This is a genomic window from Acinetobacter sp. YH01009 (genome assembly GCF_013420765.1).
In the GTDB taxonomy this organism is placed as follows: Bacteria; Pseudomonadota; Gammaproteobacteria; order Pseudomonadales; family Moraxellaceae; genus Acinetobacter; species Acinetobacter amyesii.
On record NZ_VOYE01000001.1, the window covers coordinates 224,709 to 248,349 of the forward strand.

The window sequence follows — 23,641 nt, forward strand, 5'->3', positions numbered from 1 at the left end:
GAAATAAAAATGAAAATAGACCCTGTATTATTAGAGTTTGCCAAAAACATGCGCCACACAGCCACCGATGCTGAAAACCTCATGTGGCAAATTCTACGTGCCAAACGTTTTATGAACCTGAAATTCCGCCGTCAGCATGTGATCAAACTTTATATTGTGGATTTTTACTGTCATGAAATTGGTTTAGTGATTGAGTTGGATGGTAGTCAGCATGGAACGAATGATGCGATTGAATACGATGCTGAGCGAACTAAGTTTTTAGAGGCTTTGGGTTTAACTGTTGTACGATATTGGAATTATGATGTGTTGGGGAGGACGGATGTGGTGTTGGAGGATTTGTGGAATTTATGTCTTGAGCTGAAAGTAAATCAAGAATGAAAAATTCCCTCTCCCTCGGGGAGAGGGCTAGGGTGAGGGTAGAATTTATAATGGAAAAAACTAGAAGCACCTCTCCCTAACCCTCTCCTGAGAGGAGAGGGAACACCATTGTGAAATTCCTATACTCATTGAATCTAGCATTACTCACTCCCCCGTTATAGAAATTAAAAATAATAAAAACAATAATTTAATTAATATTGTAAAGAAATGACGATTTTTTGTTGAAAAAATGTATATAACCCATATTTATAAAAGAATGCATTTAGAAATAAGAGATATAAAAATGGCAAGAACGATTAATGGTGCACTTACTCGATTAGTTGAAGATAAAGTTAATTTGGTAAAAAGTCGCACTGATGCAGGTAGAAGAAGCAGAGATCACTTGCTAGAGCAAATTAAAAGACTTAATGACAATAGTTTGGAAAAGCTAGATTTTGCAGAAACCTATAATTTGCCATTTGGCTCATTTTCTAGAAGAACTAAAGTTAAACCACTTGATGATATCGATCAAATGATAGGTCTAAATGGTGGCAAACTAGTATGGAATGAAGCTACCAATTATGATGAAGCTATTATTTCAATTCTAAATCCATTGGATAAAGGGATTTGGTCTCAACTTCTGAATGATGATGATACTTTGAGTCCTATTAAGGTTCTGAATAGATTTAAGCGCATGTTGAGTGGAATGAGCGGGTATCAAAATCCACAATTAAACAGACGTCAGCAAGCTGTGACATTTCAAATGACCAGTAATGAATGGAACTTCGATTTAGTTCCATGTTTTTATACTCAAAGTGGAGTTTATTTAATCCCAAGTGGGAATGGTAATTATTGGATGCAAACTGATCCAAGGAAAGATCAGACTTTAGCAACGGAAGTTAATCGACAGCATAATGGAAAAGTATTAGAAATTATTCGTTTGATGAAATATTGGAACAAACAAGATAGAAAGCCGTCTATACCATCATCATATTTGTTGGAAGTTATGTTGTTATATTTTTATAAATCAAGATGGTTGACAACAGCAGGAACTTTGCAAGAAGAAGTTGAAAAAAGTCTAATTTATATACGTGATAATATTTACTCTTGGGTTGAAGATCCAAAAGGGATTGAAGGTAATATCAACAGATTAGATCATGATGTTCAAAATAAAATTCATGCACGTGTTACCAATGACTTGGAAAATATTAAATATGGTAATTACTATGAAAGTATTGGTGAAAAAGAAAGAGCCTTTGAATATTGGGAAAAAGTATTGGGTTCATTTTTTCCTGCTTATGGATGATTTAAGTGTCTAATATCTTACATAAGCAAAATCTAGACGAAAATTTAAGATTTTTAGCAGCTCAAAGACAAATAAATAGTGACCTTAAAGCAAAAAGGTCAATAGTAAGGCTGTTTAGTATTCTGATATTTGCCATAAGTGTCTTGGTCTTAAATAATTCTATACAGGCAGATGATACTTATTCTGTAATTAGAGAGTTATTTTGTATTGGTGTTGCTATTGTTTCTTATTTTTTAATATGGGGTTTTGAGTCTGATAGGGAGTCTGCATCTAAATTTCAAAAAAAATTTGATAGTAATTTATTCGATTTGAATTATGACATAACAACCCAAGATGAGATAAAAGCATCAAAATATGCTGAAAAACATAATTCAAAAGTAGGTAATCTAGAAAAGATTGAAGGCTGGTATACATCAGCAATTGGTAATAAAGCATTTCCAGAAGATATCATATCTTGTCAAAAGCAAAATCTTATGTGGACTAGAGAACTTAAAAAACATTATGTAATATTTTTATCTATTTTAAATTTTCTAATTTTAGGTGGTTCTTTATTCATTGTTTTTTCTTTCTGGTCTGATGGTTTCTATTCTAAACAAAAAATGATTTATGAAATTATCATTTTTTATTTATGTTATATGAGTGCTTTTTTGATGCCATTGATAAAACATATTTTGGACTTATATAAACTTAATAGGTGTATTTTTTTGTTTTGTGAATTAAAAGATTTAGTTGGGATGTCCTTCGCAAAAAAAATGAACATCGCTCTGATTTCAAAAATACAAAATTGTATTGATGACTACCGTAAGTCTAATTTATCTGTACCAGATTTTTTTGCTGAAGGTCGTAAGTATGTGTTGGAGGCTAAATCTAAAATATGGGTAAAAGATTAAAAAAACCCCTCACTAAGAGGGGATTTTTTGAATCAAACTACAGCATTAAAGCGCTGCAATCTGCTCCATATTCGCTTTAATCTTCGCTAACTGGTCAGCAAACTCAGCAAGTTTAACTTTCTCGCCTTCAACTACAGCAGCAGGAGCTTTCGCAACAAAACCTTCGTTAGAAAGTTTAGTCGCAATTTGGTCATGCTGCTTTTGAACCTTGTCTAAGTCTTTTTGTAGACGACCCAATTCCGCTTTCGGGTCAATTAAACCTTTCATTGGAACAAATACTGATACATGACCTACAACAGATGAAGAAGACAATGGTGGTTGTTCAGCATCAGCCAAGAAGGTAATGCTTTCAACTTTTGCCAATGCTTTGAACAATGGTTCAATACGAGCGATTTGAGCTTTTTCCGCATCCGTCGTGTTTTGAAGTAGAACAGGCAACAAGCGAGCATTACCTAAGCCCATCTCACCACGAATGTTACGTACCGCACCAATCAAACCTTGCAGCCATTGCATATCTGCTTCAGCTTGTTCATTCACTAACGCTTGGTCAGCAACAGGGTACTGAGCTAACATGATTGTTTCGCCCGAAATGTTCAGTTTTGGCGCAAGTGTTTGCCAGATTTCTTCTGTTAGGTAAGGCATCAATGGGTGAGCCAAACGTAAAGACGCTTCCATTACAGCAAGAAGAACACGACGTACTTCAGCTTTACGTTCAACCGATACGTTTTCGTCATTTAGAACAGGCTTAGTCAGCTCTACATACCAGTCACAGTATTCATTCCAAATGAACTCGTAAATCGCTTGTGCAGCCAAGTCTAAACGATAAGTCGCGAATGCTGTTTGCACTGCTTGTTCAGCTTTTTGCAGACGGCTCACGATCCACTGTTCAGGCAATTCCCAAAGATCTTGACGAGCATCGATACCAATCACTTGCTCTTCGCAGTTCATCATTACGAAACGAGTAGCGTTCCAGATTTTGTTGGCAAAGTTACGGTAACCTTCAACACGTTTCATATCGAACTTGATGTCACGACCTGTGTTTGCAAGCGCACAGAAAGTGAAACGAACAGCGTCCGTACCGTAAGATTGAATGCCTTCAGGGAATTCTTTACGGGTAGATTTTTCAATCTTCGCTGCTTGTTTCGGGTTCATCAAACCAGTTGTACGTTTTTGTACTAAAGTTTCAAGATCAACGCCGTCAATCAAATCTAATGGGTCAAGCACGTTGCCCTTAGATTTAGACATTTTCTGACCTTCTCCATCACGAACCAAACCGTGAACGTACACAGTTTTGAACGGCACTTGTGGCGTACCATCTTCATTCTTCATGAAGTGCATGGTCATCATGATCATACGCGCAACCCAGAAGAAGATGATATCGAAACCTGTTACCAACACATCAGTCGGGTGGAAAGTATTTAAGAAATAGTTTTCTTTATCTTTCGCAGCGTCGCCTGTCCAACCTAAAGTTGAGAATGTCCAAAGACCTGAAGAGAACCAAGTATCGAGTACATCTTCGTCTTGTTTTAATTCAACTTCAGGTGCAATGCCGTTTTTCGCACGAACTTCAGCTTCATCACGACCTACAAATACGTTGCCTTCAGCATCGTACCAAGCAGGGATACGGTGACCCCACCATAATTGACGTGAGATACACCAGTCTTGAATGTTGTTCATCCACGCCATGTACATGTTGCTGTATTGCTCAGGTACAAATTTGATGTCGCCATCTTTAACCGCTTTAATTGCAGGCTCAGCAAGAGGAGCGATCTTCACATACCATTGGTCAGTTAGAAGTGGCTCAACGATCACGCCTGAACGGTCACCGCGAGGTGGCTTCAAGGTGTACGGTTGAATTTGATCTAACCAGCCTTCAGCTTCAGCTTGAGCAACCAATTTTTTACGTGCAGCAAAACGTTCTAAACCAATGTAGTCCGCAGGGGCAGGAATGGTTTTAGAAATTTGCTCGCCCGCTTTCGCGATGTATTCAAATTCAGCAAGAACTTCAGCATTTTTGTTGAAGATGTTGATGATTGGAAGTTCACAGCGTTTGCCCACTTCATAGTCATTGAAGTCGTGCGCAGGGGTGATTTTCACACAGCCTGTACCAAATTCTTTGTCTACATATTCGTCTTTAACGATTGGAACAGCACGGCCTGTAATTGGCAAGATAATGTTCTTGCCAACAAGCGCTGCATAGCGTTCATCATCAAGCGCAACCGCAACAGCTGTATCGCCAAGCAATGTTTCAGGACGAGTGGTCGCAACGACAATGTGATCTTTGCCGTCATGGGTGCGGATTGATTTGTCTTCAAAGAAGTATTTGAAGTGCCACAGTGAACCTGCTTCTTCTTTATCAGACTCAACTTCTAAGTCAGAAAGGGCAGTTTGTAGTTTAGGGTCCCAGTTCACAAGGCGTTTACCACGGTAAATTAAGCCTTCTTCATGTAGCTTAACAAACACTTCTTTAACGGCATTTGATAAACCTTCATCCATGGTGAAGCGTTCACGTGACCAGTCTACAGATGAGCCTAGACGACGAATTTGACGAGTAATGTTACCGCCAGATTGTTCTTTCCATCCCCACACTTTTTCGATGAACTTTTCACGGCCTAGGTCGTGACGGCTGATGCCTTCAGCGCCCAATTGACGTTCAACAACCATTTGCGTTGCGATACCGGCATGGTCAGTACCCGGCTGCCAAAGGGTATTTTTGCCAGACATACGGTTATAACGAGTCAACGCATCCATAATGGCATTGTTGAAACCATGACCCATGTGCAAGCTACCAGTGACGTTTGGTGGCGGAATCATAATACAGAATGAATCACCTTTTTGAGATGGCTTGAAGTAGCCTCTCTCTTCCCAAGTCTTGTACCATTTTTTTTCGATCTCGGTCGGATCGTAGGTCGTAGCAATATTTTGCGCTGAATCAGTCATAGTCTAAACAGATCAAAAGTGGATAAAAAATTAGATCTATTGTAGCAAAAAAAATGGTGAATTAGGGATGTTGGGCGAATGTTAACTTTTAGGATTTGGCAGTAAATAAAAGAGTCCGTATGATAGGACCTAAGATAAGAAGTATCCATTGATCCCAAAACTAAGATAAAAGGAGCAATATCAAATGACTTATTCTATTTCTTTAAAGATTCAACCTACGACATATCAACGTTTTGAGACGATTCATCAAAAACTCAATGAAGGTGAAACAGAAAGTCAGTCCAAAGCCTTAGGGGATAATTTAGCGGATATTGCATGTGAAATTTTAGATCAAGTTTTTGGCCAAATGGCGCGCATGAATAAGTCTGGAGACAATGAATCCGAAAAAATTATTCAGCAAATACGTGAAACGACCCGTAAATATATGCCGTGGTCGGTGTCTTTTTTCAGCAATGACCGCCTTGTACCGATGGTAAATTATTTATATGGACGTTTTTACAGCGAAGATGGTCAGCATTATATGCATTATCCGATCGATGCCTCTTTAGCCACCGACTTGCTTGCCTATGTCAGTCAAATGAAAGAAGGGCAGAATCAATATGTCCCACTCGCATTGAAGGCATTTACACAAGTGGTCGATGCCGGGGTGACGCATTTGGTGCGAGAACCAAAAAAAATGCTGAAATTTAATATGGTGGTGGATAAAACTTTAACCGGTGTCATCAATCTCACCACGCAACTCGGTTATAAACGTTTTGATAAACTCGGCAAAATTTATGATGCACAATCGATGAGTCAGTACTTTGACCATTTTATGGTGTTTTTGAGCAATGAGCCTGTACTACATAAAGCATAAAATACATATAAATGAATAAATTAGTTATTTAAAAGGATGTCAAAATGGCAAAACGAGATGATTTGAATGGAAAAGTGGTGTGGATTACTGGGGCATCTTCAGGTTTGGGTGAAGCTTTAGCAAAAGAATGTGCTTTGCAAGGGGCGCAGGTCATTTTGACCGCACGTCGTTTTGAAGAGTTGGAAAAAGTCCGTGTTTCATTATTACATCCAGATCAGCATCTTTCAGTGTGTGCAGACATTACCAATGAAGAACAAGTTCGCCATGCTTATGAACAAGTCCTTGCGCATAAAGGTCGAATTGACTGGCTAATCAATAATGCGGGATTGAGTCAGCGTGCATTGATCACGGATACGACCATGCAGACTGAACGAGCCATCATGGAAGTAGATTATTTTTCTCAAGTATTTTTGACTAAAACCGTTCTACCGACTTTTTTAGCGCAAAAGTCTGGTCGAATTGCTTTTGTTTCAAGTGTTGCAGGCTTATTAGGGACACAATACCGCGCGACCTATTCTGCTGCAAAAGCTGCTATTCATATGTGGGCAAACAGTCTACGTGCGGAAGTTGCGGATCAAGGGGTGGGCGTATCAGTGATATTCCCCGGATTTGTCAAAACCAATGTTTCATTTAATGCACTCAATGGTGCAGGCAAGCCACAAGGGCATCAGGATGAAGCCATTGAAAATGGTCTAGAAGCCAATGAGTTTGCCGAAACGGTGGTGCAATCTTTGCAACGTGGGGAAGAATACATCGTGGTGGGTGGTTCTAAAGAAAAGCTCGGTGTTTGGGTATCTCGATTATCACCAACAACGTTGTATAAAATGATTCGTAAAACCAAAGTGAAGTAAATTTTATCAAGTTTAAATAGTTTAAAAGTCACTCTTAACAGTGACTTTTTTAATGAGTATCGAGATTATAAGAAATGAAAAAGAATAATTTTAACAAATGGGGAATAGCCATCATTTTGTGCGCAATCATTGGTGTAATTGGTACGGTGGCTTATTTTTATTTTAAACAGAAAACTCAAAAAATTGAGCAGAAGTCAACGCTCGAAAAGCCTGAAAAAGAAATAGGAACTGTATCAGAACCAGTTACTGAATCTGTTGAGATTGAACCTAATGTTGAAGCGGCGAGTGCAGAAGTTGTAATACGAGGACCAAATGAGGGGTGGTTACCGATCGAAGCACTATTTGATGAAAAAGGATTATTGAAGTCTGAGTATTACAGTCAAAATCCTCAAGATTCAGATGTTGATAAATTACCTTATAGCTCGAATAAAATTGGTGATTTTAAATGGCGAGCTGAATTTCATCCTGTTGATGATTTTAAAGGCGATCAGGCTAGATTCAAAGATCAATGTTTTGGATATTGTATTTTAGTGAAAGGTAAGTTGCTGACCAGTGTTGAATCGACTGTATTTACAGGAGCATTTATTGCGAAAGATCATTTGATCGAAGTGATTGCACATAAGGGGAGTGGTGCATATATGCCTGTCAACTATAACTTTATCAAAATCGACAAAGCTGGTAATGCAGAGTTAATCTCAGATGATCATAATTCTTACAAAGATCAATTGGCTCGTATCAATCATTCGGGACTCGAGATTGACTTAAAACCATTTAGAAAACTTCAATATTTTCTTCTAATGAATGAAAATGGTTTAAATGTGTCGATGCAAAAACCCAATAAGGTGGATGTCGAACCGACTCAGTGTAAAGAGTATTACGAAGGAACATTAGAGGCATGTCCAACTTTATATGGATGTAAAGCTGACATTGTGGTGCAAGATCTGGCACGTGCTTATGCTGGAGATGTTGCATTTAGTTATCATGATCCAAATATTGATGAAAAGAAATTTAATGAGGTTTGCTTTAAAATTTGTCGCAATGAAAATGTGAGTTATGAAGAGTTTGAAAACACATTGTGTAAAGTAAATTAAATAGTAAAAATGAATTGGGGAGAAGTAGAGAGATCAGATGTCTCTCTTTTGAATTGCTGTTCCATACGCAAAGACTTCGACCATGCCGCCTTGCATACCCAACTCAGTGGTGCTTAGACGCAGGCCCATAATTTGCGTTGCGCCCATCTTTTCAGCTTCTTGCTTTAAACGCACCACGGCTTCACGACGTGCCCTATCGACGATGCTTTCATAACTGGTCAAACGTCCGCCAAAGAAGTTCTGAATATTGGCAATCACATATTTAAAATAATCATGCGAAATTACCACATTACTTGAAATCAGTTGTCCAAAATGTTCAGTAGTTTTAAAGCGGTTGTTGTCTATTCGTATATGTGCCAAACGCTTTTCTTGAGCTTCGAGTTCTTTGAGATGCTTTTGTTCGATATGGCGACCGAAGCCCCAACCAATACAAAAGAGCACCACAAAGATCAGGACTTTAAAAATAAAGGCATCCATGACTTAGTCCTGAGTTGGAAATGGGTCTGGTAGTTTTGCTGAGTTGGCTTCTACGCGAACTGCCGTGCCATACACAAATAATTCAGAGGCGCCTTGAGCAATATTTGAGGTTGAAAAACGGATACCGACGACCGCATTCGCGCCTAAGGCACGTGCTTTGTCAATCATACGGCTCATAGCTTCTTGACGGGATTCTTCGAGTAGTTCTGTATAACCTTTGAGTTCACCACCCACGATATTTTTTAGGCCAGCCATAAAGTCACGACCAACATGTTTACTGCGGACAGTACTGCCATAAACGACATCAAGTTGTTGTGTAATGGTATGACCCGGAACAGATTCAAGATTACTTAAAAGCATTTTTAGTTATCAATATAAAAAGGTGAATTGAAGATAGGAAACTCTTCAGCAAAAAGCAATATGTTCATTTTTATTTTGTAGCTCCGATCTAAAGAAAAAGCCCACCGAAGTGAGCTTTTCAAATATTACGGGCTAGGCTAACTCAAATTATTGTTTTGATGCAGCTTTACGCTCAGCAGTAGAAGGTTGGTATTGCACAGCATCAGAAGTGTTGGCTTTGATACCACCACCAAGTGTTTTATACAATTCAACTTGGTTGTTGAGATTTGCTTGTTCAAGCAACAACAAACCTTGTTCAGCTGCATAAGAAGCACGCTGTGCATCCAGTACAGTTAAGTAGCTATCAATACCAGCACGGAAGCGGGCATTTGATAGTTTGTAAGTTGTATTGGTTGCATCAACTAAACGGCGCTGTGCCGCAATACGGTCACCAATGTTTTGGCGAACTGCAAGCGCATCATTCACTTCACGGAAAGCTGACTGAACTGATTTTTCATAATCAGACAATGCAATTTTCTGGTCAGTTTCAGAAACTTTAATATTGGCCTGACGTGTACCCCAGTCGAAGATTGGAATATCTAGGCTAGGACCAGCAGACCATACAAAGTTGCCTGATTTAAATAGATCACCTAAGTCCGTTGAAGCATAACCCGCAGAACCTGTTAGACTAATCGTAGGGAACAGACGTGCTTTAGCTGCACCAATGTTCGCACCAGCAGCAGACAGTTTGTATTCAGCTGCACGGACATCTGGACGGTTGTTTAACAAGTCACTTGGAATACCTGAACCAATGGTATTGGTCGAAGTAATTCGATTGACACGTTGGTTCGGCAGCAAGTTCGCAGGCACTTGTTGACCCACTAATAGGTTCAATAAGTTTTGTGCTTGAGCAATTTGAGTCTTGTAGTTCGCAACATCATTACGTGCAGTTTCTACAGAAATTTGAGCCTGACGAACAGGAACTTCACTGTCGATACCGACATCAAAACGCTTTTTGTTGAGATTATAAGATTCAAGCTGAGCCTTTAAGGTTTGATCCGCAAGCTTCAAGTTTGAGTTGGCATACGCATAGTTTAACCATGCTTGAGCCACTTGACCCACGAGCGCAATTTGCGTTGCATCACGGGCACTTGCAGTTGCAAGGTAACTATCTAAGGCGTTGTCTTTTAAACTACGTACACGACCCCAAAAATCAAGTTCATAGGCAGTGACACCTAAACCGACATTGTAAGAAGTTACAGGCTTTTGCGTATTCAACGTGTCTTGACGAAGTACGCTACCACTTGCACCAATGGTTGGTAATTGACCATTGGCAGTGATTTGATACTGTTGTTGTGCACGTTCAATATTTAAAGCAGCCGTACGTAGGTCACGGTTATTGGCTAAAGCTAAGTCAAGAACTTGTACCAGACGTTGGTCAGCAAAGAAATCTTTATATCCTTGCTCAGCCACAGAAGTGCCAGAAGCACTTGCTGTGTAGCTTTCGGGGATATTGGTCTGAACAACCGGCTCTGGACCACGCATGCTTTGGCAGGCAGCCAAAGCAAGCGCAAGTGAAGAAACCGCAATGCTACGACCTGCAATAGACCATACATTTTGCATCACGATAAATGCTCCTGATTATTTTGTTGTTTTGGTTTGTACTTAAAGATACTTCGGATCCATACGTAGAACACAGGAATAAAGAAGATACCAAGTAGGGTAGAACTGATTACGCCACCCAATACACCATAACCTACAGAGTGCTGACTACCTGCACCTGCACCCGAAGAAAGGGCAAGCGGAAGTACACCAAAACCAAAGGCTAAAGTGGTCATGATAATTGGACGTAGACGCATTTTAGCGGCATGCAAAGTTGCGTCAAACAGATCTTCACCTTTTTCTTGAAGTTCTTTGGCGAATTCTACGATCAAGATCGCATTCTTCGCGGACAAACCAATGACGGCAATAATAGCCACCTGGAAGTAAATGTTATTCGCCAAGTTTGGATTTTTGAAGAACACCATTCCAAGGAAAGTCAGTAATAACGCACCCAATACACCTAATGGTACAACCAGTAATACTGAGAACGGAATAGACCAGCTTTCATACAAGGCAGCAAGACATAGGAAGACGATTAACAATGAAAGTGCGTATAGGAATGGTGCTTGTGCGCCAGACTCACGTTCTTCTAGAGATAAACCAGTCCATTCATAGTCAAAGCCTTGAACGCCCATCGAAGGAAGTTTTTGTACAATTTCTTCCATCGCTTTCATCGCGTCGCCCGAACTTACACCCACACCCGGTGAACCTTGAATGTTCACAGATGCGATACCGTTATAACGTTCAAGACGTGGTGAGCCATAAGTCCATTCGCCAGTAGCGAAGGTCGAGAATGGAACCATTGTGCCTTGGTTGTTACGAACATACCACTGGCTCAGGTCTTCAGGCATCATACGTGCCGCAGCTTCACCCTGTACATAGACTTTCTTCACACGACCACGGTCAACGAAGTCGTTGATGTAAGAACCACCCCATGCCATACCCATTGTGGTATTGATTTCAGAGATGCTGACACCCATAGCACCGGCTTGAGCTTGGTCAATCGTGATTTTGTACTGTGGCGTATCTTCTTGACCGTTAGGACGAACACCCATGAGGCGTTTATCTTGAGCAGCCATACCGAGCACCATATTACGGGCATCGATAAGTTGTTGATGGGTTTGACCTGCAGAAGCTTTTAACTGCAAGTTGAAGCCAGCAGTTACACCCAATTCTGGCATTGCTGGTAATTGGATTGGCATGATGTATGAAGCATCCTTCACGATCATGTTCAATGCCATACCACGTTGAATAATCGCACCTACTTGAGATTCAGGTGATGTACGGTCTTCCCAATCTTTTAACTTGACGAAAGCAAGACCTGCGTTTTGACCCACACCTGTGAACGAGAAGCCGGCAACACTGAATACAGACTCGACATATTTTTCTTCGTTTTTCAGGAAGTAATCGGTCATTGCAGTGACAGTTTTATCCGTACGCTCAAGTGAGGCATTCGGTGGTAACTGTACCAGTGTCATTACAACACCTTGGTCTTCTTCAGGTAAGAATGATGATGGTAACTTTTGGAATAAAAGCACTAATAAGCCGATTACAACTGCATAAATCACACCAGAGAAAATCTTGTGGTGTGTCATGAAGTTCACGCCGCCTTGGTATTTATGCGCAACTTTATCAAAAGAGCTGTTAAACCAACGGAAGAAACGGGCAAAGATATTGTTGCTTTCAGGTTTGTTTGGATCATGTTGTTTCAACATGGTCGCACATAGGGCAGGGGTAAAGGTCAATGCCACAATCAATGACAGAATCATTGCTGTTACCAGCGTGATTGAGAACTGACGATAAATTACACCTGTCGTACCACCGAAGAATGCCATCGGCACGAATACAGCGGTTAACACAGAGGTAATACCGATGAGGGCACCCGAGATCTGTTTCATTGAGATTTCAGTTGCAGTCACTGGGTCAAGATGATCTTCAACCATGACACGTTCAACGTTCTCTACGACAACAATTGCATCATCCACGAGGAGACCAATCGCCAGTACCATCGCGAACATGGTGAGAGTGTTGATAGAGAAACCAAACATGTTAATGACAGCAAAAGTACCCAATACCACTACAGGTACAGCCAATGTCGGAATAATCGTTGCGCGCCAGTTCTGTAAGAACAAGAACATCACAAAGAATACGAGAATCACGGCTTCTACAAGGGTATGTACAACACTTTCAATCGATAACTTAATGAATGGAGTCGTATCAAATGCAAGCGTGTCTTCTAAACCTTCAGGGTAGTTTGGACGTAGTTCTTTTAAACGTGCTTCAACAGCTTCGGCTGTGTCTAATGCGTTTGCACCAGTTGCTAGTTTGATCGCTACACCACCAGCAGGTTTGTTGTTGAACTTAGAGTCAAACTGATAGTTGTCTGCACCTAATTCAACACGTGCAACATCACCTAAACGTACTTGAGCACCATTGATACTATTACGCAGGAAAATATTTTTGAATTGATCAGGCGTTTGCAACAAACTTTGTGCTGTAACTGTCGCGTTCAGCACTTGACCTTCAGTTGCAGGCGCACCACCTAACTGACCAACAGCAACCTGAGCATTCTGTGTACGGATAGCCGCAGCCACATCACTCGGTGTAACTTGTAGGTTTGCCATTTTGGCTGGATCTAGCCAAATACGCATCGCATAAGAGCCACCAAATACTTGGACTTCACCTACACCTGCCACACGGCTGAGAGGTTCAGAAATATTCGAGTTTACATAGTCCTTAATGTCGTCCGCAGTCAACTTACCCGATGGTGAGTGGAATGCTACAACTTGTAGGAAGCTTGCGCCAGATTTGGTGACTTTTACACCTTGACGCTGTACATCTTCAGGTAATAACGCTGTCGCAGACTGGAGTTTGTTTTGGACTTGAACTTGGGCGATATCTGGATCGATCCCTTGTTCAAAGTTCAATGTAATAGATGCCTGACCGTTACCCGCACTGTTTGACGAAATATAACGTAAGCCATCCAAACCATTCATTTGTTGTTCAATGATTTGGGTTACGGTGTTTTCAACTGTTTCTGCAGACGCACCTGGGTAAGTCGCAGAGATTGAAACCGTTGGCGGCGCAATGGTCGGATACTGTGCAATTGGCATATTAGATAGCGTGAGTACACCCGCTAGCATAATTACCAATGCAATCACCCACGCAAAAATGGGGCGATGAATAAAGAATTGAGCCATTCAGTCTACTCCTTATGCGTTTGAAGTAGCTTTTTGTTCAGTTTTAGGCGCTGCTTGTTCTGTTGCTTTACCTTGTTCTTTTGCTGCAGCAGGTTGTTGAGCACCTTGAGGTGCAGCAGCCTGAGGTTGATACGGTTTGGCTACAACTTGTTGCTCTGGCTTAACTTTCGCAATACCGTCAACAATCACTTTATCGCCAGTATTCAAGCCTTGAGTCACGATCCAATTCGAACCTTGTGTACCAACAGTGGTTACAGGGCGAGATTCAACAGCACCTTTTGCATTCACAATCATTGCCATTGCTTGACCTGTAGGGGTACGTGTAATAGCAGCTTGTGGAATGAGGTAAGCGTTTGGAATCACACCCTGAACGATGCGAGCATTGGCAAACATACCCGGAAGCAATAAATGGTTCGGGTTAGAGAACACAGCACGAAGGGTAACCGTACCTGTATCAGGGTTCACACTTGCATCAGAGAATGCAAGACGACCTTCAATTGGGTATTCGCTACCATCTTCAAGACGTAATTTCACTTTGGTGTTATTACTGCTGTCTAAGTTGCCTTTGCTTAACTGTTGGCGTAGACGAAGAAGTTCAGCACTTGATTGGTTAATGTCAACGTACATTGGATCAAGACGTTGAATTGTTACCAATGGATCAGCCTGAGATGCAGTAACTAAAGCACCCGCTGTCACTGTTGAACGGTTGGTTTGACCTGAAATTGGCGCACGTACAGTTGAGTAACCTAAGTTAATTTCTGCATTTTTAAGTTCTGCCTGAGATGCAGCAACATCTGCTTCAGCCAGTTTAACTTGAGCAACAATATCGTCGTATTCTTGTTTAGAAATCGCATTTGAGCCAACAAGCTGACGGTAACGACCTTCTTTAACACGTAACACGTTTAGGTTTGCTTGTTGACGTGTTAAAGCAGCACGAGCACTGTCAGCTGAAGCACGGTTTGTACGCGAGTCGATCTCGTACAAGGCTTGTCCTTCGCGAACATAACTGCCTTCTGCAAATAGACGTTTCAGTACTACACCACTGGTTTGTGGACGTACTTCTGAAATTTCATAGGCAGATGTACGGCCGGAAAGTTCAACAGATTGTTCAACGCTTTGCGGTTGGGCAACAATGACACCGACTTCAGTTGGTGGCATTTGCTGTGCAGCAGCAGCTTGCTGTGCATCTTTAGGATCTTTGCTACAACCAACAAGTGCAATACTTGTTGCCAATGCGCAAGCAGTCAGGGCGGGAGCCCAAAGCTTTGCAGACATCATTGTTCCACCTCAATTAGATATTTATCTAAATTATTCATTTGTTTACGCTTTACTGATTTTGATGTAACTCAAATAAAGTAGCGCGATCCAAATAAAACTTATGCTCCAACCGGATAAGACATCTGTCGGAAAATGAACCCCAACATATACTCGCGAAACACCCATACACAGCATCCATAACAATGCCAAAATGGTGATCAAGCGATGTTGAGCATGTTGTCGGTAAATCAAGATCATCAGACACGCAAGCGATGCAGCATAACAACTGTGTGCGCTTGGGAATGAACTCCCGTAAGACGCTACAAGATGGTACATTTCTGGGGGACGCGGTCTGGTAAACGTAAATTTAAGCAACCATGCAAGGCCGATACTTCCAAAGATCCCTATACTGATAAAAACAATTTCTGTATATTTTTTATACCACGCAAAGTGTAAACACCATAGCGTGGTGAAAAATAATACAAAAGGCATGCCGCCTAGCGCCGAAAGTCCGATGGTAATTTGATTAAAAACAGCAATACGGTGCTGACTCATCCATTCCACGATATTTAAATCTAATAGATTTAAATAGCTAGAATAAAGCGACAACACACTGATAATTAATGCAAAAAAACCAACAAACAGTAGCGTTCGTGGCATATTTTATTCCTTGTCATTTTAACCGGTTTGAGCTCGGTTAATTAATGGACTAAAGTGTACTCATCAGTACACTTTATTTCAAGTATGTGTAAATCATACTGATTTTATTTTTTGTGTTCATTTACATCTTACTAAAATAAAACACAAATCTGCTAATGATTGTTCTTACTGGCTTGTGTGCCATCTTCAACTTCAAGTGGGGTTTTCGGTGGCCAGAAAAAGTCACTTGGTCGCGTTAGAAAATGAGTCATCACCAATTTAGCCAGTGGTTTCCATTGTTCAAATCTTACGCGACGTGCCCGTAGTGCCACAATAATGGTTAACGTGAAACTGACGAATAAGTTAGTCAGACCGATCAGAATAACTCCTAAGAATGACACAATGATTAAGCCAATGTCTGGTGAACCATTAATATTGATGAGGCCTTGAATGAAGTTGGCCGAGGCGAAGGCGATATGGCGAATATCTAAAGGTAAACCAAAAATAAATCCAATCGTTCCCATACTGCCCAGCATGATCCCGAATAAGAAGTTACCTGCTAAAGCACCTAAGTTTCGCTCAATGTAAGCGGCAAGCTTATCCAGTCTCTCTTGACCCATGATGCGTTTTAACTTTGGATGTGCTTGAATCCGTGGTCCAACTTTGCGATAGATCGCCATGTTGTCAAAGTACCCAGCAAGCAAACCTGATAAAAACAAACATACTCCAGCTATCGCAGCATGTGGCACAGCCAGTGAGGTAAATGGATTGAGGTCGTGTAAGGTTTTAGCTGCTTTTGCATGATTCATTAATGGCTCATGTAAAGCCATGTCCCAACTTAATGCGATCAATGCTGCAACAGGAATCGCAATACTGATGTTGCCTAAGATTGCAATAAACTGGGTTCGAATGATGTTAATAATTAGCGCGGCAAGTTCGGCAATCTGCGCCATTTTCGAGCCTTTACGATGCTGAACCGTCGAGGCAAGGGCGGCAGCTGTCATCGCAGGCTGTTTAGTGGCAACAGTAAAATGTAAGACATGAATCAGCATAAAGCCGAAAGAGTAGTTCAGACTATATGAAATGGCTTGCATGAGCGGTGCCATGCTGACACGGGCCATCAGCACTTTTAAAGTTGCCATACATGCAATGATCACACCGGCACCTGCCGCAGATCGGTACATGCTCATAAAGCCTTGTTTGTCCGTACTTACATAGTGTTCGCCAGTTTTACTTGCGTTTTCGGTGACTTGTAGGGCAACCAATTCACTATTGGTGGCGAGCAAATCGCGCACACTGCGCTCGCTATAAATCGCTGACGTCACATCACTGAGTAAACTACCCATAGACACATAGCGGACATCATCTTCTTCAACAATCAGGTTGAGTAAGATTTCTAAGCGATCTAAACACTGTTCTAAAAGCGACAATAAGTAAGTCAGGCTGACACTTACGCCAATTCGTTTGGTCGCACGCCGAATCTTCAGCACCACATCACGACATTGTTCCAGCATTACCAACGCTTGAGAAGCATCTGGCGGTAGCACAGCACTCATTTCTTCAGCACTTTGATGGAGCTTTTTATACTGCTGAATAAAATCATTTATTTCACGGTTTTGCACCAAAAAAGGTGATTCATATTCGGTCAGTTCAGGCTGTGCATTAATAAATTCAGGATATAAGCCAATACCACTTACCCGATAGGACAAAACGGTAATGGCTTTAATTAACTCACGGCGAATTTTCTTTTTTTCTTCCTGATTGCTATGGCCTTGGTTAAACAATCGAAAGAGCTGCATCCATTGCTGATCATCAATATTGTCCAGCCAATATTTGTCGCTATGACGATAAAAAACTCGACGGACTAAATCTTGTAATTGAGTTTCGTCATTGATCAGAGGAAGAAAATGTGCGCCAAGCCGTTGGAACAGTTGTCCCCAAAAACCATCGAGAGACAAAATACCTGTGTCCGCATATAAACTGGTTTGTTTATATCGGCTAATGAGTTTCAGGACAAAACTTTGCAAGGTAGAGGCTGCATCTGGCGTGATGAGTAAAGCTTGGATGAAAGCCTGAAATTTTTTCTTAATTTCGTCAGTATTTTTTGTATCTTCTGGTCGAATTCGGTTGACCAATTCGATCAGCAAGTTTTCATCCAGCACAGCCCGAGGGGTATCGAGCTGTTGCTGCATGGTCAAAAAGATATCATTGAGTTTTATATGCATAGGCAAGGGGAATTACGATGAATATTGTTAATTATTGAATTCGGTGTAATGCCAAGTTTGCGAGGTTGATTAAAGCTTGACGATATTCAGTATCTGGTAGTGCTGCTAAAGCGGCAAGTGCTGCCTCAGTTTCTTCAGTCGCTCGTTGGCTACAATAATCAAGTGCCCCAGAGCTTTGTACAATCTGAATAACACGCTCTAAATCTGCCGTACCACCTGTGGCAATACTGCGGCGAATAATGTCATGTTCTTCGCCAGTTGTATTCTTTAAGGCAGAGATTAAAGGTAAAGTTGGTTTACCTTCCATCAAATCATCACCAATATTTTTACCTAATGTTTCAGCATCTGAGGTGTAATCTAAAATATCGTCAATAATTTGAAAGGCATTTCCAAAGTGTCCGGCAAATTTTCTAAGCGGTTCACGGTACTCTGGTGTACCAGTCAGAATCGCTGCACCTTCGGTAGCGAGCTCAAATAAACGTGATGTTTTGCCGTGAATAATATCTAAGTAGGTCTGTTCCGTGGTTTCTGGTTGATGCTGTGATTGAAGTTGTAAAACTTCACCTTCAGCAATTTCACAGGTACCCGTTGAAAAGTCTTTGAGTAATACTTTGCTGTCTAGATCCACCAATAAATCAAAAGCGCGAGAAATCAAAAAATCACCCACAAGTACGGCAGTTTGATTATTCCATGTCGCATTTGCTGTTGGGCGGCCACGGCGTAAACCCGATTCATCGACTACGTCGTCATGTACCAAGGTCGCGGTATGCAGCATTTCAATAATTGCTGCAAGTTTACGGTGTTTTTCTAAATCTTCTGCGCCACAAGCCTTTGCTGCAAGTAAGCACATAATGGGACGCATGCGTTTACCGCCTGCTTCAACCACATGTTTACTGACTGCCATGACCAAGGCAACTTTAGACGTGATCCCTTCATTAATAAATTTGTCCATCGCAGCAAAGTCAGTAGCAACAGGCGCGAGAATATCTTGCTTAAAGTCGATGGTCATATGAAGAGAAACCTCAATAATTTTTGAATTACAGACGTAGTGTAGCAATTTGTTATATGAATAACAGATAAGAACTTACTCAATTGACTTAATCTTAAGTGATTTTTTTCATCAAGCGGAAGTATTGTACTTATTTTTTAACAGACTTTTATCTTTAGCATGTTGTTTGAACAGCATGTTGTTGATGTCAGTCCAGTGTATATTAGCGAATTGTTGCTAAAAATCTATGTCAAACCTTGTCAAAAGCATGATAAGTGAAATAGAGCACTCATTTTAATACTTTTAATGACACTGTTTATATAATAAACGCATACTCATCTAATATTTTACGGAAATGACTTGTTGTTTTTCGGGTTATCCCTTAAAATCTTTGCCTTTGCGAAACCCCAGTGACGATCGTTTTAAGATCGGTATATCCCTTTACCGGCACGACAACACGGGCATGTTTGGAGTACTTAAATGTACGCAGTAATCCAAAGCGGTGGTAAACAACACCGTGTAGTTGAGGGTGAAACCCTTAAAGTAGAATTATTGAAAGCTGAAACTGGCTCAACTGTTACTTTTGATGACGTGTTGATGCTTGTTAACGGTGACAGCATTCAAATTGGTGCACCAGTAGTAGCTGGCGCTAAAGTAACTGCTGAAGTAGTTAGCCATGGTCGTCACGACAAAATCCGCATCATCAAAATGCGTCGTCGTAAACACTATCGTAAACAACAAGGTCACCGTCAATGGTTCACTGAGTTGAAAATTACAGCTATTTCAGGCTAATTACGAGGAGTAAGTAGACATGGCAACTAAAAAAGCCGGTGGTTCGACTAAAAACGGTCGTGACTCGAACCCAAAAATGTTGGGTGTTAAAATCTACGGCGGTCAATCTGTGACTGCTGGTAACATCATCGTTCGTCAACGTGGTACTGAATTCCACGCTGGTGTAAATGTAGGTATGGGCCGTGACCATACTTTATTTGCAACTGCTGACGGCGTTGTAAAATTCGAAGTGAAAGGCCAATTCGGTCGTCGCTACGTATCTGTTGAAGCGTAAGCTTGAATAGAAAAAAACCCGCATTTTTTGCGGGTTTTTTTTTCGTCTGAAGAAAATGTGATGTATTTTTTTAGATTGTTAAAAACGTTGTATATATCAATAAATCACCATAAATAGTGATTTAAATCACAAAAAATTAAAGAGCGTAATAGAGGAGTACAAATACAAAAAAAGGATAGTGACATGAATAAAATATTGAATACAGTTTTTATCAATGCTGACTATCAGAAAAGGAATTGTCCTGATAAAAGCCAACAAATTGCATTTGAAAAGACACTAGGACTTGGTGAAATAACTTCAATCGCTATTAAAGCTGTACCAAAATTACTAGCTGTGAGTATTTTATTTTCTTAGGTTCAATTGCATGGGCTGGTGGGAGTGGCTCGTCATATCCTGAGCATACTTGTAATCGTTGCAATAGTGGAATTCCTGGCCCAGAAGGGCCAATGGGACCTCAAGGTCCTGCTGGTGAAAAAGGCGATACAGGAGCAACAGGTGCAACCGGAGCTAAAGGTGACAAAGGCGATACAGGAGCAACAGGCGCTACTGGTAAAGATGGACTCAATGGCCGAGACGGCATCGATGGTAAGGATGGGTTGAACGGTCTGAATGGCAGCAATGGTCTAGATGGTGCAAGTGCTTATCAAGTTGCGGTGAGCAATGGTTATGAAGGCAATGAAGACCAATGGTTAGAAAGTCTACGTGGTGCAGTTGGCGCACAAGGACTAACTGGTGAAAATGGTTTCAGTGCGTATGAACTTGCGATAAAAAATGGATTTGTCGGTACTGAAGTTGAATGGTTGTTGAGCTTAAAAGAAACAGATCCGTACATTAAAATTCAATCAAACGTTGCCAATACAGCACCTAAACCAACTGCGAATGGACAAGATGCGATTGCAGTCGGTGCAGGTAATAAAGCTGATGGTAATCAGTCTATTGCCCTCGGTGTAAACAATACAGTCAGTGGTGATGGATCTGGTGCTGTAGGTTCAAACAGTCACAGGTAATAATACCTATGTGGTTGGTAACAATATCAACACCTCTGCAAATAATGCTGTTGTACTTGGCAATGGTTCAAGCTCTGACCGCAATAATACGGTTTCCGTTGGCTCGGCTGGTGCAGAGCGGCAAATTATCCATGTGGCAGCTGGTACGGCAGACACCGATGCGGTAAACGTGAAACAAATACGTCAAGCAGATCTAGTAGTGTTAAATAGTTCAAAAGCATATACAGATCAGCATGGGGCAAATGTACTTAATCAAGCCAATAGTTATACCAATCAACGTGTGAATGAATTGAACCATAATTTCAATAAATTTAAAGATAATGTTTACGGTGCTGTTGCTTCAAGTATTGCAATCGCCTCCTTACCTCAACCCACAGATGCTGGATATAACATGTTCAGTGTAGGTATGGGGACTTGGGAAGGTTCACAAGGCTATGCAGTAGGTTTTAGTGGAGTAACTGAGAGCAATAAATATGTGTATAAATTGGCTGCAACAGGGAACTCTGAAGGTGACTTTGGCGCTGGTGCATCGATCGGTTGGCAATGGAAGTAACTTAATATTGGATTATTAAAATTGCTAAATCGTTGTTTAACTATTTGAAAGGCATTTGAATCAAATCAAGTGCCTTTTTATTTTATATTTCTCCATCATGATGAATAAAAAACAGCAATTTGCATTAATAACCATACAAAACTTCTTATTTTCTCTAAATTTAGTCAATGAAAGTGGTTTAAGATGGAGCCATCTAACAAATTGCGTTGATGCAAATATAAAAGGTGAATCTATGAAAATGCTTCGTAAAACCATCTGTGCTATGGCATTAGGTGCAGCGACACTGGCACCGGTTATGAGTACGACAGTATTCGCGGCACCAGTTGCAGCGTCGGAGCAGCAGGCAACTGCAAATTTGGTGAAACAATTATCGGGTATTAAAAGTTTTACAGCTAACTTTCAGCAAACTACAAAAGTGACTAACCCCAAAGCAACTCAAAAGAAAGGTTTAAGTGCGCAGCATATGAACCAGACTTTTACTGGGGTCATGAAAGTTCAGCGCCCGGGTAAATTCTATTGGGAAACAACCAGCCCATCTAAGCAAACCATTGCGACTACAGGTAAAACAGTTTGGATCTATGATCCAGACCTACAACAAGCGGTACGCCAAAGCTTAGATGACCAAGTTGCGAATACGCCTGCATTATTATTGTCGGGTAATACGGCTCAAATTATGAAGTCTTATCGTATTACACAGCCGAATAAGACGAAAACTTATTACACTTTATATCCAAAAAGTGATGATGGTGTGTTTCAAAGCTTAACCATTAGTTTTGGTGCGAAAAATGCGCCGACTTTAATGATTCTCCAAGACTCATTAGGTCAAACAACCCATGTACGTTTCAATAATGTGAAGGTGAATGCGTCTATTCCAGCGTCAACCTTTAATTTTGTACCTCCAAAAGGTACGGACATTATTGATCAATAATTCTCATAATCGAAAAAAAGCAGACATCCGTCTGCTTTTTTTATGGAGAAATGTAAAGCCAGCAAGCTGAATATAAGAGAAATTTAGTAGTATGCTGATATTCACAGTTTGCTTAAATGAAGTGACTTGTGGTTTTGACTGTTGCTATAGGGAATTTTGGGATGAAAAAAAATCATATGAATAATATAGCTTGGGCTGTTTCAGCTGTGGTTTTAGTCGGGTCATTAACGGCCTGCCATCCTCGAAATGAACCTGTTGAAGGTGAAACAACGGAACAGAAGCCAGCGGTCGTCGCTGATGCGATTCCACTTATTCAATCTAAATCTGTTGAGATGCAATTACCAAAAGCTCAAGCTTGCGATGCGGAAGGTTGTACCCAATATAGGATTCAAACAGTTGAAACCAATGTTGATTGGATTAATCAATATTTTACTGATCGGATTAAAAAAGCAGACCCGATTGCATTTTCAACTGAGCCGAATCAAAAAATCGATTTATCAGACAAGACGGATGCAGGCCTAAGTCAAAGTACCACTTCTGTTCGATATATTAGTCAGTGGGGACATATCGCAACTTTTGCAATCGAAAGCTATACCTACGCAGCGCATGCGGCTCATGGCATGTCGCATGTTGAATATGTCAATTTTGATTTAAAAGCCAAAAAACGTTTGGCTTTACAAGATGTCTTGGTCAAAGGTGCAGACGCGAAAGTGATTAGCGCACTTTTTGATGCCAACTATATGTGGTTGGATAGTCACGATATTGAACGTTCAAAACTACAGTTAAGCGATAATTTTTATTATGGCGCGAACGGGATCGTATTTGCTTATCCATTGTATGAATTGGCGAGCTACGCAGAGGGCATGCCTGAGCTAAAACTTCCATATTTTATGGCTAAAGAGCTATTTAAACCTGAATATTTACCAAGTTTGCCAAATTACGAAACCAAATAAGACAATTTGAAGCAAGATTATTGGTCTAATAAGGGGCACCTGTAAGCTCGGTCACTGTATTTTTAAGTGTTAAGAGCTTACACTATAGCCAGTTTTTTTCTTTACTTAAGATTGGC

General features: G+C 40.7%; 22 protein-coding genes. 13 read left to right on the top strand and 9 right to left on the bottom strand.

Annotated elements, in window-relative coordinates:
* Positions 1 to 9 precede the first annotated feature (9 nt).
* From FTT76_RS01090 to FTT76_RS01100, 3 genes are all read left to right on the top strand, one after another.
* Positions 10 to 378, top strand: coding sequence for an endonuclease domain-containing protein (locus tag FTT76_RS01090; protein WP_180007560.1), 369 nt, complete (start codon positions 10 to 12; stop codon positions 376 to 378).
* Between the two features lie 283 nt (positions 379 to 661).
* Positions 662 to 1,663 (top strand): hypothetical protein, encoded by a 1,002-nt coding sequence (locus FTT76_RS01095; protein ID WP_180007561.1) that lies wholly within the window; start codon positions 662 to 664, stop codon positions 1,661 to 1,663.
* A 5-nt stretch (positions 1,664 to 1,668) separates the two neighbouring features.
* A complete protein-coding gene (locus tag FTT76_RS01100) occupies positions 1,669 to 2,553 on the top strand; it encodes an S-4TM family putative pore-forming effector (RefSeq protein ID WP_180007562.1) in 885 nt (294 codons plus the stop codon).
* A gap of 45 nt (positions 2,554 to 2,598) precedes the next feature.
* Here FTT76_RS01100 and FTT76_RS01105 read toward each other — a convergent pair whose 3' ends face one another.
* A complete protein-coding gene (locus FTT76_RS01105) occupies positions 2,599 to 5,493 on the bottom strand; it encodes a valine--tRNA ligase (RefSeq protein WP_180007563.1) in 2,895 nt (964 codons plus the stop codon).
* A 184-nt stretch (positions 5,494 to 5,677) separates the two neighbouring features.
* On the opposite strand from FTT76_RS01105, the gene FTT76_RS01110 reads away from it, so the two are divergent.
* The 3 genes from FTT76_RS01110 to FTT76_RS01120 all read left to right on the top strand — a co-directional run bounded on the left by FTT76_RS01110 (position 5,678) and on the right by FTT76_RS01120 (position 8,291).
* Positions 5,678 to 6,349 carry a hypothetical protein gene (locus FTT76_RS01110; RefSeq protein ID WP_180007564.1) on the top strand — a complete coding sequence of 224 codons (672 nt, stop codon included), beginning with the start codon at positions 5,678 to 5,680 and terminating at the stop codon, positions 6,347 to 6,349.
* A 44-nt stretch (positions 6,350 to 6,393) separates the two neighbouring features.
* Positions 6,394 to 7,200 (top strand): SDR family oxidoreductase, encoded by an 807-nt coding sequence (locus FTT76_RS01115; protein ID WP_180007565.1) that lies wholly within the window; start codon positions 6,394 to 6,396, stop codon positions 7,198 to 7,200.
* Positions 7,201 to 7,274: 74 nt separating this feature from the next.
* A complete protein-coding gene (locus FTT76_RS01120; protein WP_180007566.1) occupies positions 7,275 to 8,291 on the top strand; it encodes a hypothetical protein in 1,017 nt (338 codons plus the stop codon).
* 33 nt (positions 8,292 to 8,324) lie between these two features.
* Here FTT76_RS01120 and FTT76_RS01125 read toward each other — a convergent pair whose 3' ends face one another.
* The 8 genes from FTT76_RS01125 to sdsA all read right to left on the bottom strand — a co-directional run bounded on the left by FTT76_RS01125 (position 8,325) and on the right by sdsA (position 19,039).
* Positions 8,325 to 8,768, bottom strand: coding sequence for a YbjQ family protein (locus FTT76_RS01125; RefSeq protein ID WP_111885285.1), 444 nt, complete (start codon positions 8,766 to 8,768; stop codon positions 8,325 to 8,327).
* Between the two features lie 3 nt (positions 8,769 to 8,771).
* Complete coding sequence (locus FTT76_RS01130; RefSeq protein WP_078192212.1) at positions 8,772 to 9,128, bottom strand: YbjQ family protein; 357 nt, start codon at positions 9,126 to 9,128, stop codon at positions 8,772 to 8,774.
* Positions 9,129 to 9,275: 147 nt separating this feature from the next.
* A complete protein-coding gene (adeK, locus tag FTT76_RS01135) occupies positions 9,276 to 10,730 on the bottom strand; it encodes a multidrug efflux RND transporter AdeIJK outer membrane channel subunit AdeK (protein WP_078191396.1) in 1,455 nt (484 codons plus the stop codon).
* A complete protein-coding gene (locus FTT76_RS01140; RefSeq protein WP_180007567.1) occupies positions 10,730 to 13,909 on the bottom strand; it encodes an efflux RND transporter permease subunit in 3,180 nt (1,059 codons plus the stop codon). The genes adeK and FTT76_RS01140 overlap by 1 nt, the downstream gene beginning before the upstream one ends.
* A gap of 12 nt (positions 13,910 to 13,921) precedes the next feature.
* Positions 13,922 to 15,187, bottom strand: coding sequence for an efflux RND transporter periplasmic adaptor subunit (locus tag FTT76_RS01145; protein WP_168378125.1), 1,266 nt, complete (start codon positions 15,185 to 15,187; stop codon positions 13,922 to 13,924).
* A 42-nt stretch (positions 15,188 to 15,229) separates the two neighbouring features.
* Positions 15,230 to 15,826, bottom strand: coding sequence for a phosphatase PAP2 family protein (locus tag FTT76_RS01150; RefSeq protein WP_180007568.1), 597 nt, complete (start codon positions 15,824 to 15,826; stop codon positions 15,230 to 15,232).
* Between the two features lie 152 nt (positions 15,827 to 15,978).
* The gene (locus FTT76_RS01155) at positions 15,979 to 18,030 is read right to left on the bottom strand and encodes a site-specific recombinase (RefSeq protein ID WP_180007603.1); all 2,052 of its coding nucleotides are present in this window, start codon (positions 18,028 to 18,030) and stop codon (positions 15,979 to 15,981) included.
* Between the two features lie 31 nt (positions 18,031 to 18,061).
* Positions 18,062 to 19,039 carry an All-trans-nonaprenyl-diphosphate synthase gene (gene sdsA / locus FTT76_RS01160; protein ID WP_078191391.1) on the bottom strand — a complete coding sequence of 326 codons (978 nt, stop codon included), beginning with the start codon at positions 19,037 to 19,039 and terminating at the stop codon, positions 18,062 to 18,064.
* Between the two features lie 459 nt (positions 19,040 to 19,498).
* On the opposite strand from sdsA, the gene rplU reads away from it, so the two are divergent.
* From rplU to FTT76_RS01195, 7 genes are all read left to right on the top strand, one after another.
* On the top strand, positions 19,499 to 19,810 hold the full coding sequence (rplU, locus tag FTT76_RS01165) for a 50S ribosomal protein L21 (protein ID WP_078191390.1): 312 nt from the start codon (positions 19,499 to 19,501) through the stop codon (positions 19,808 to 19,810).
* A gap of 19 nt (positions 19,811 to 19,829) precedes the next feature.
* The gene (gene rpmA / locus FTT76_RS01170) at positions 19,830 to 20,084 is read left to right on the top strand and encodes a 50S ribosomal protein L27 (protein ID WP_067764378.1); all 255 of its coding nucleotides are present in this window, start codon (positions 19,830 to 19,832) and stop codon (positions 20,082 to 20,084) included.
* Positions 20,085 to 20,267: 183 nt separating this feature from the next.
* The gene (locus FTT76_RS01175; RefSeq protein ID WP_180007569.1) at positions 20,268 to 20,438 is read left to right on the top strand and encodes a hypothetical protein; all 171 of its coding nucleotides are present in this window, start codon (positions 20,268 to 20,270) and stop codon (positions 20,436 to 20,438) included.
* A 92-nt stretch (positions 20,439 to 20,530) separates the two neighbouring features.
* Positions 20,531 to 21,091 carry a hypothetical protein gene (locus FTT76_RS17745; protein ID WP_180007570.1) on the top strand — a complete coding sequence of 187 codons (561 nt, stop codon included), beginning with the start codon at positions 20,531 to 20,533 and terminating at the stop codon, positions 21,089 to 21,091.
* A gap of 10 nt (positions 21,092 to 21,101) precedes the next feature.
* The gene (locus FTT76_RS17780; protein ID WP_180007571.1) at positions 21,102 to 21,644 is read left to right on the top strand and encodes a YadA-like family protein; all 543 of its coding nucleotides are present in this window, start codon (positions 21,102 to 21,104) and stop codon (positions 21,642 to 21,644) included.
* 232 nt (positions 21,645 to 21,876) lie between these two features.
* Positions 21,877 to 22,572 (top strand): outer membrane lipoprotein chaperone LolA, encoded by a 696-nt coding sequence (gene lolA, locus FTT76_RS01190; RefSeq protein ID WP_111885313.1) that lies wholly within the window; start codon positions 21,877 to 21,879, stop codon positions 22,570 to 22,572.
* A 161-nt stretch (positions 22,573 to 22,733) separates the two neighbouring features.
* Entirely contained in the window at positions 22,734 to 23,525 is a 792-nt protein-coding gene (locus tag FTT76_RS01195; RefSeq protein WP_180007572.1) for an RsiV family protein, read from the top strand.
* Positions 23,526 to 23,641 lie beyond the last annotated feature (116 nt).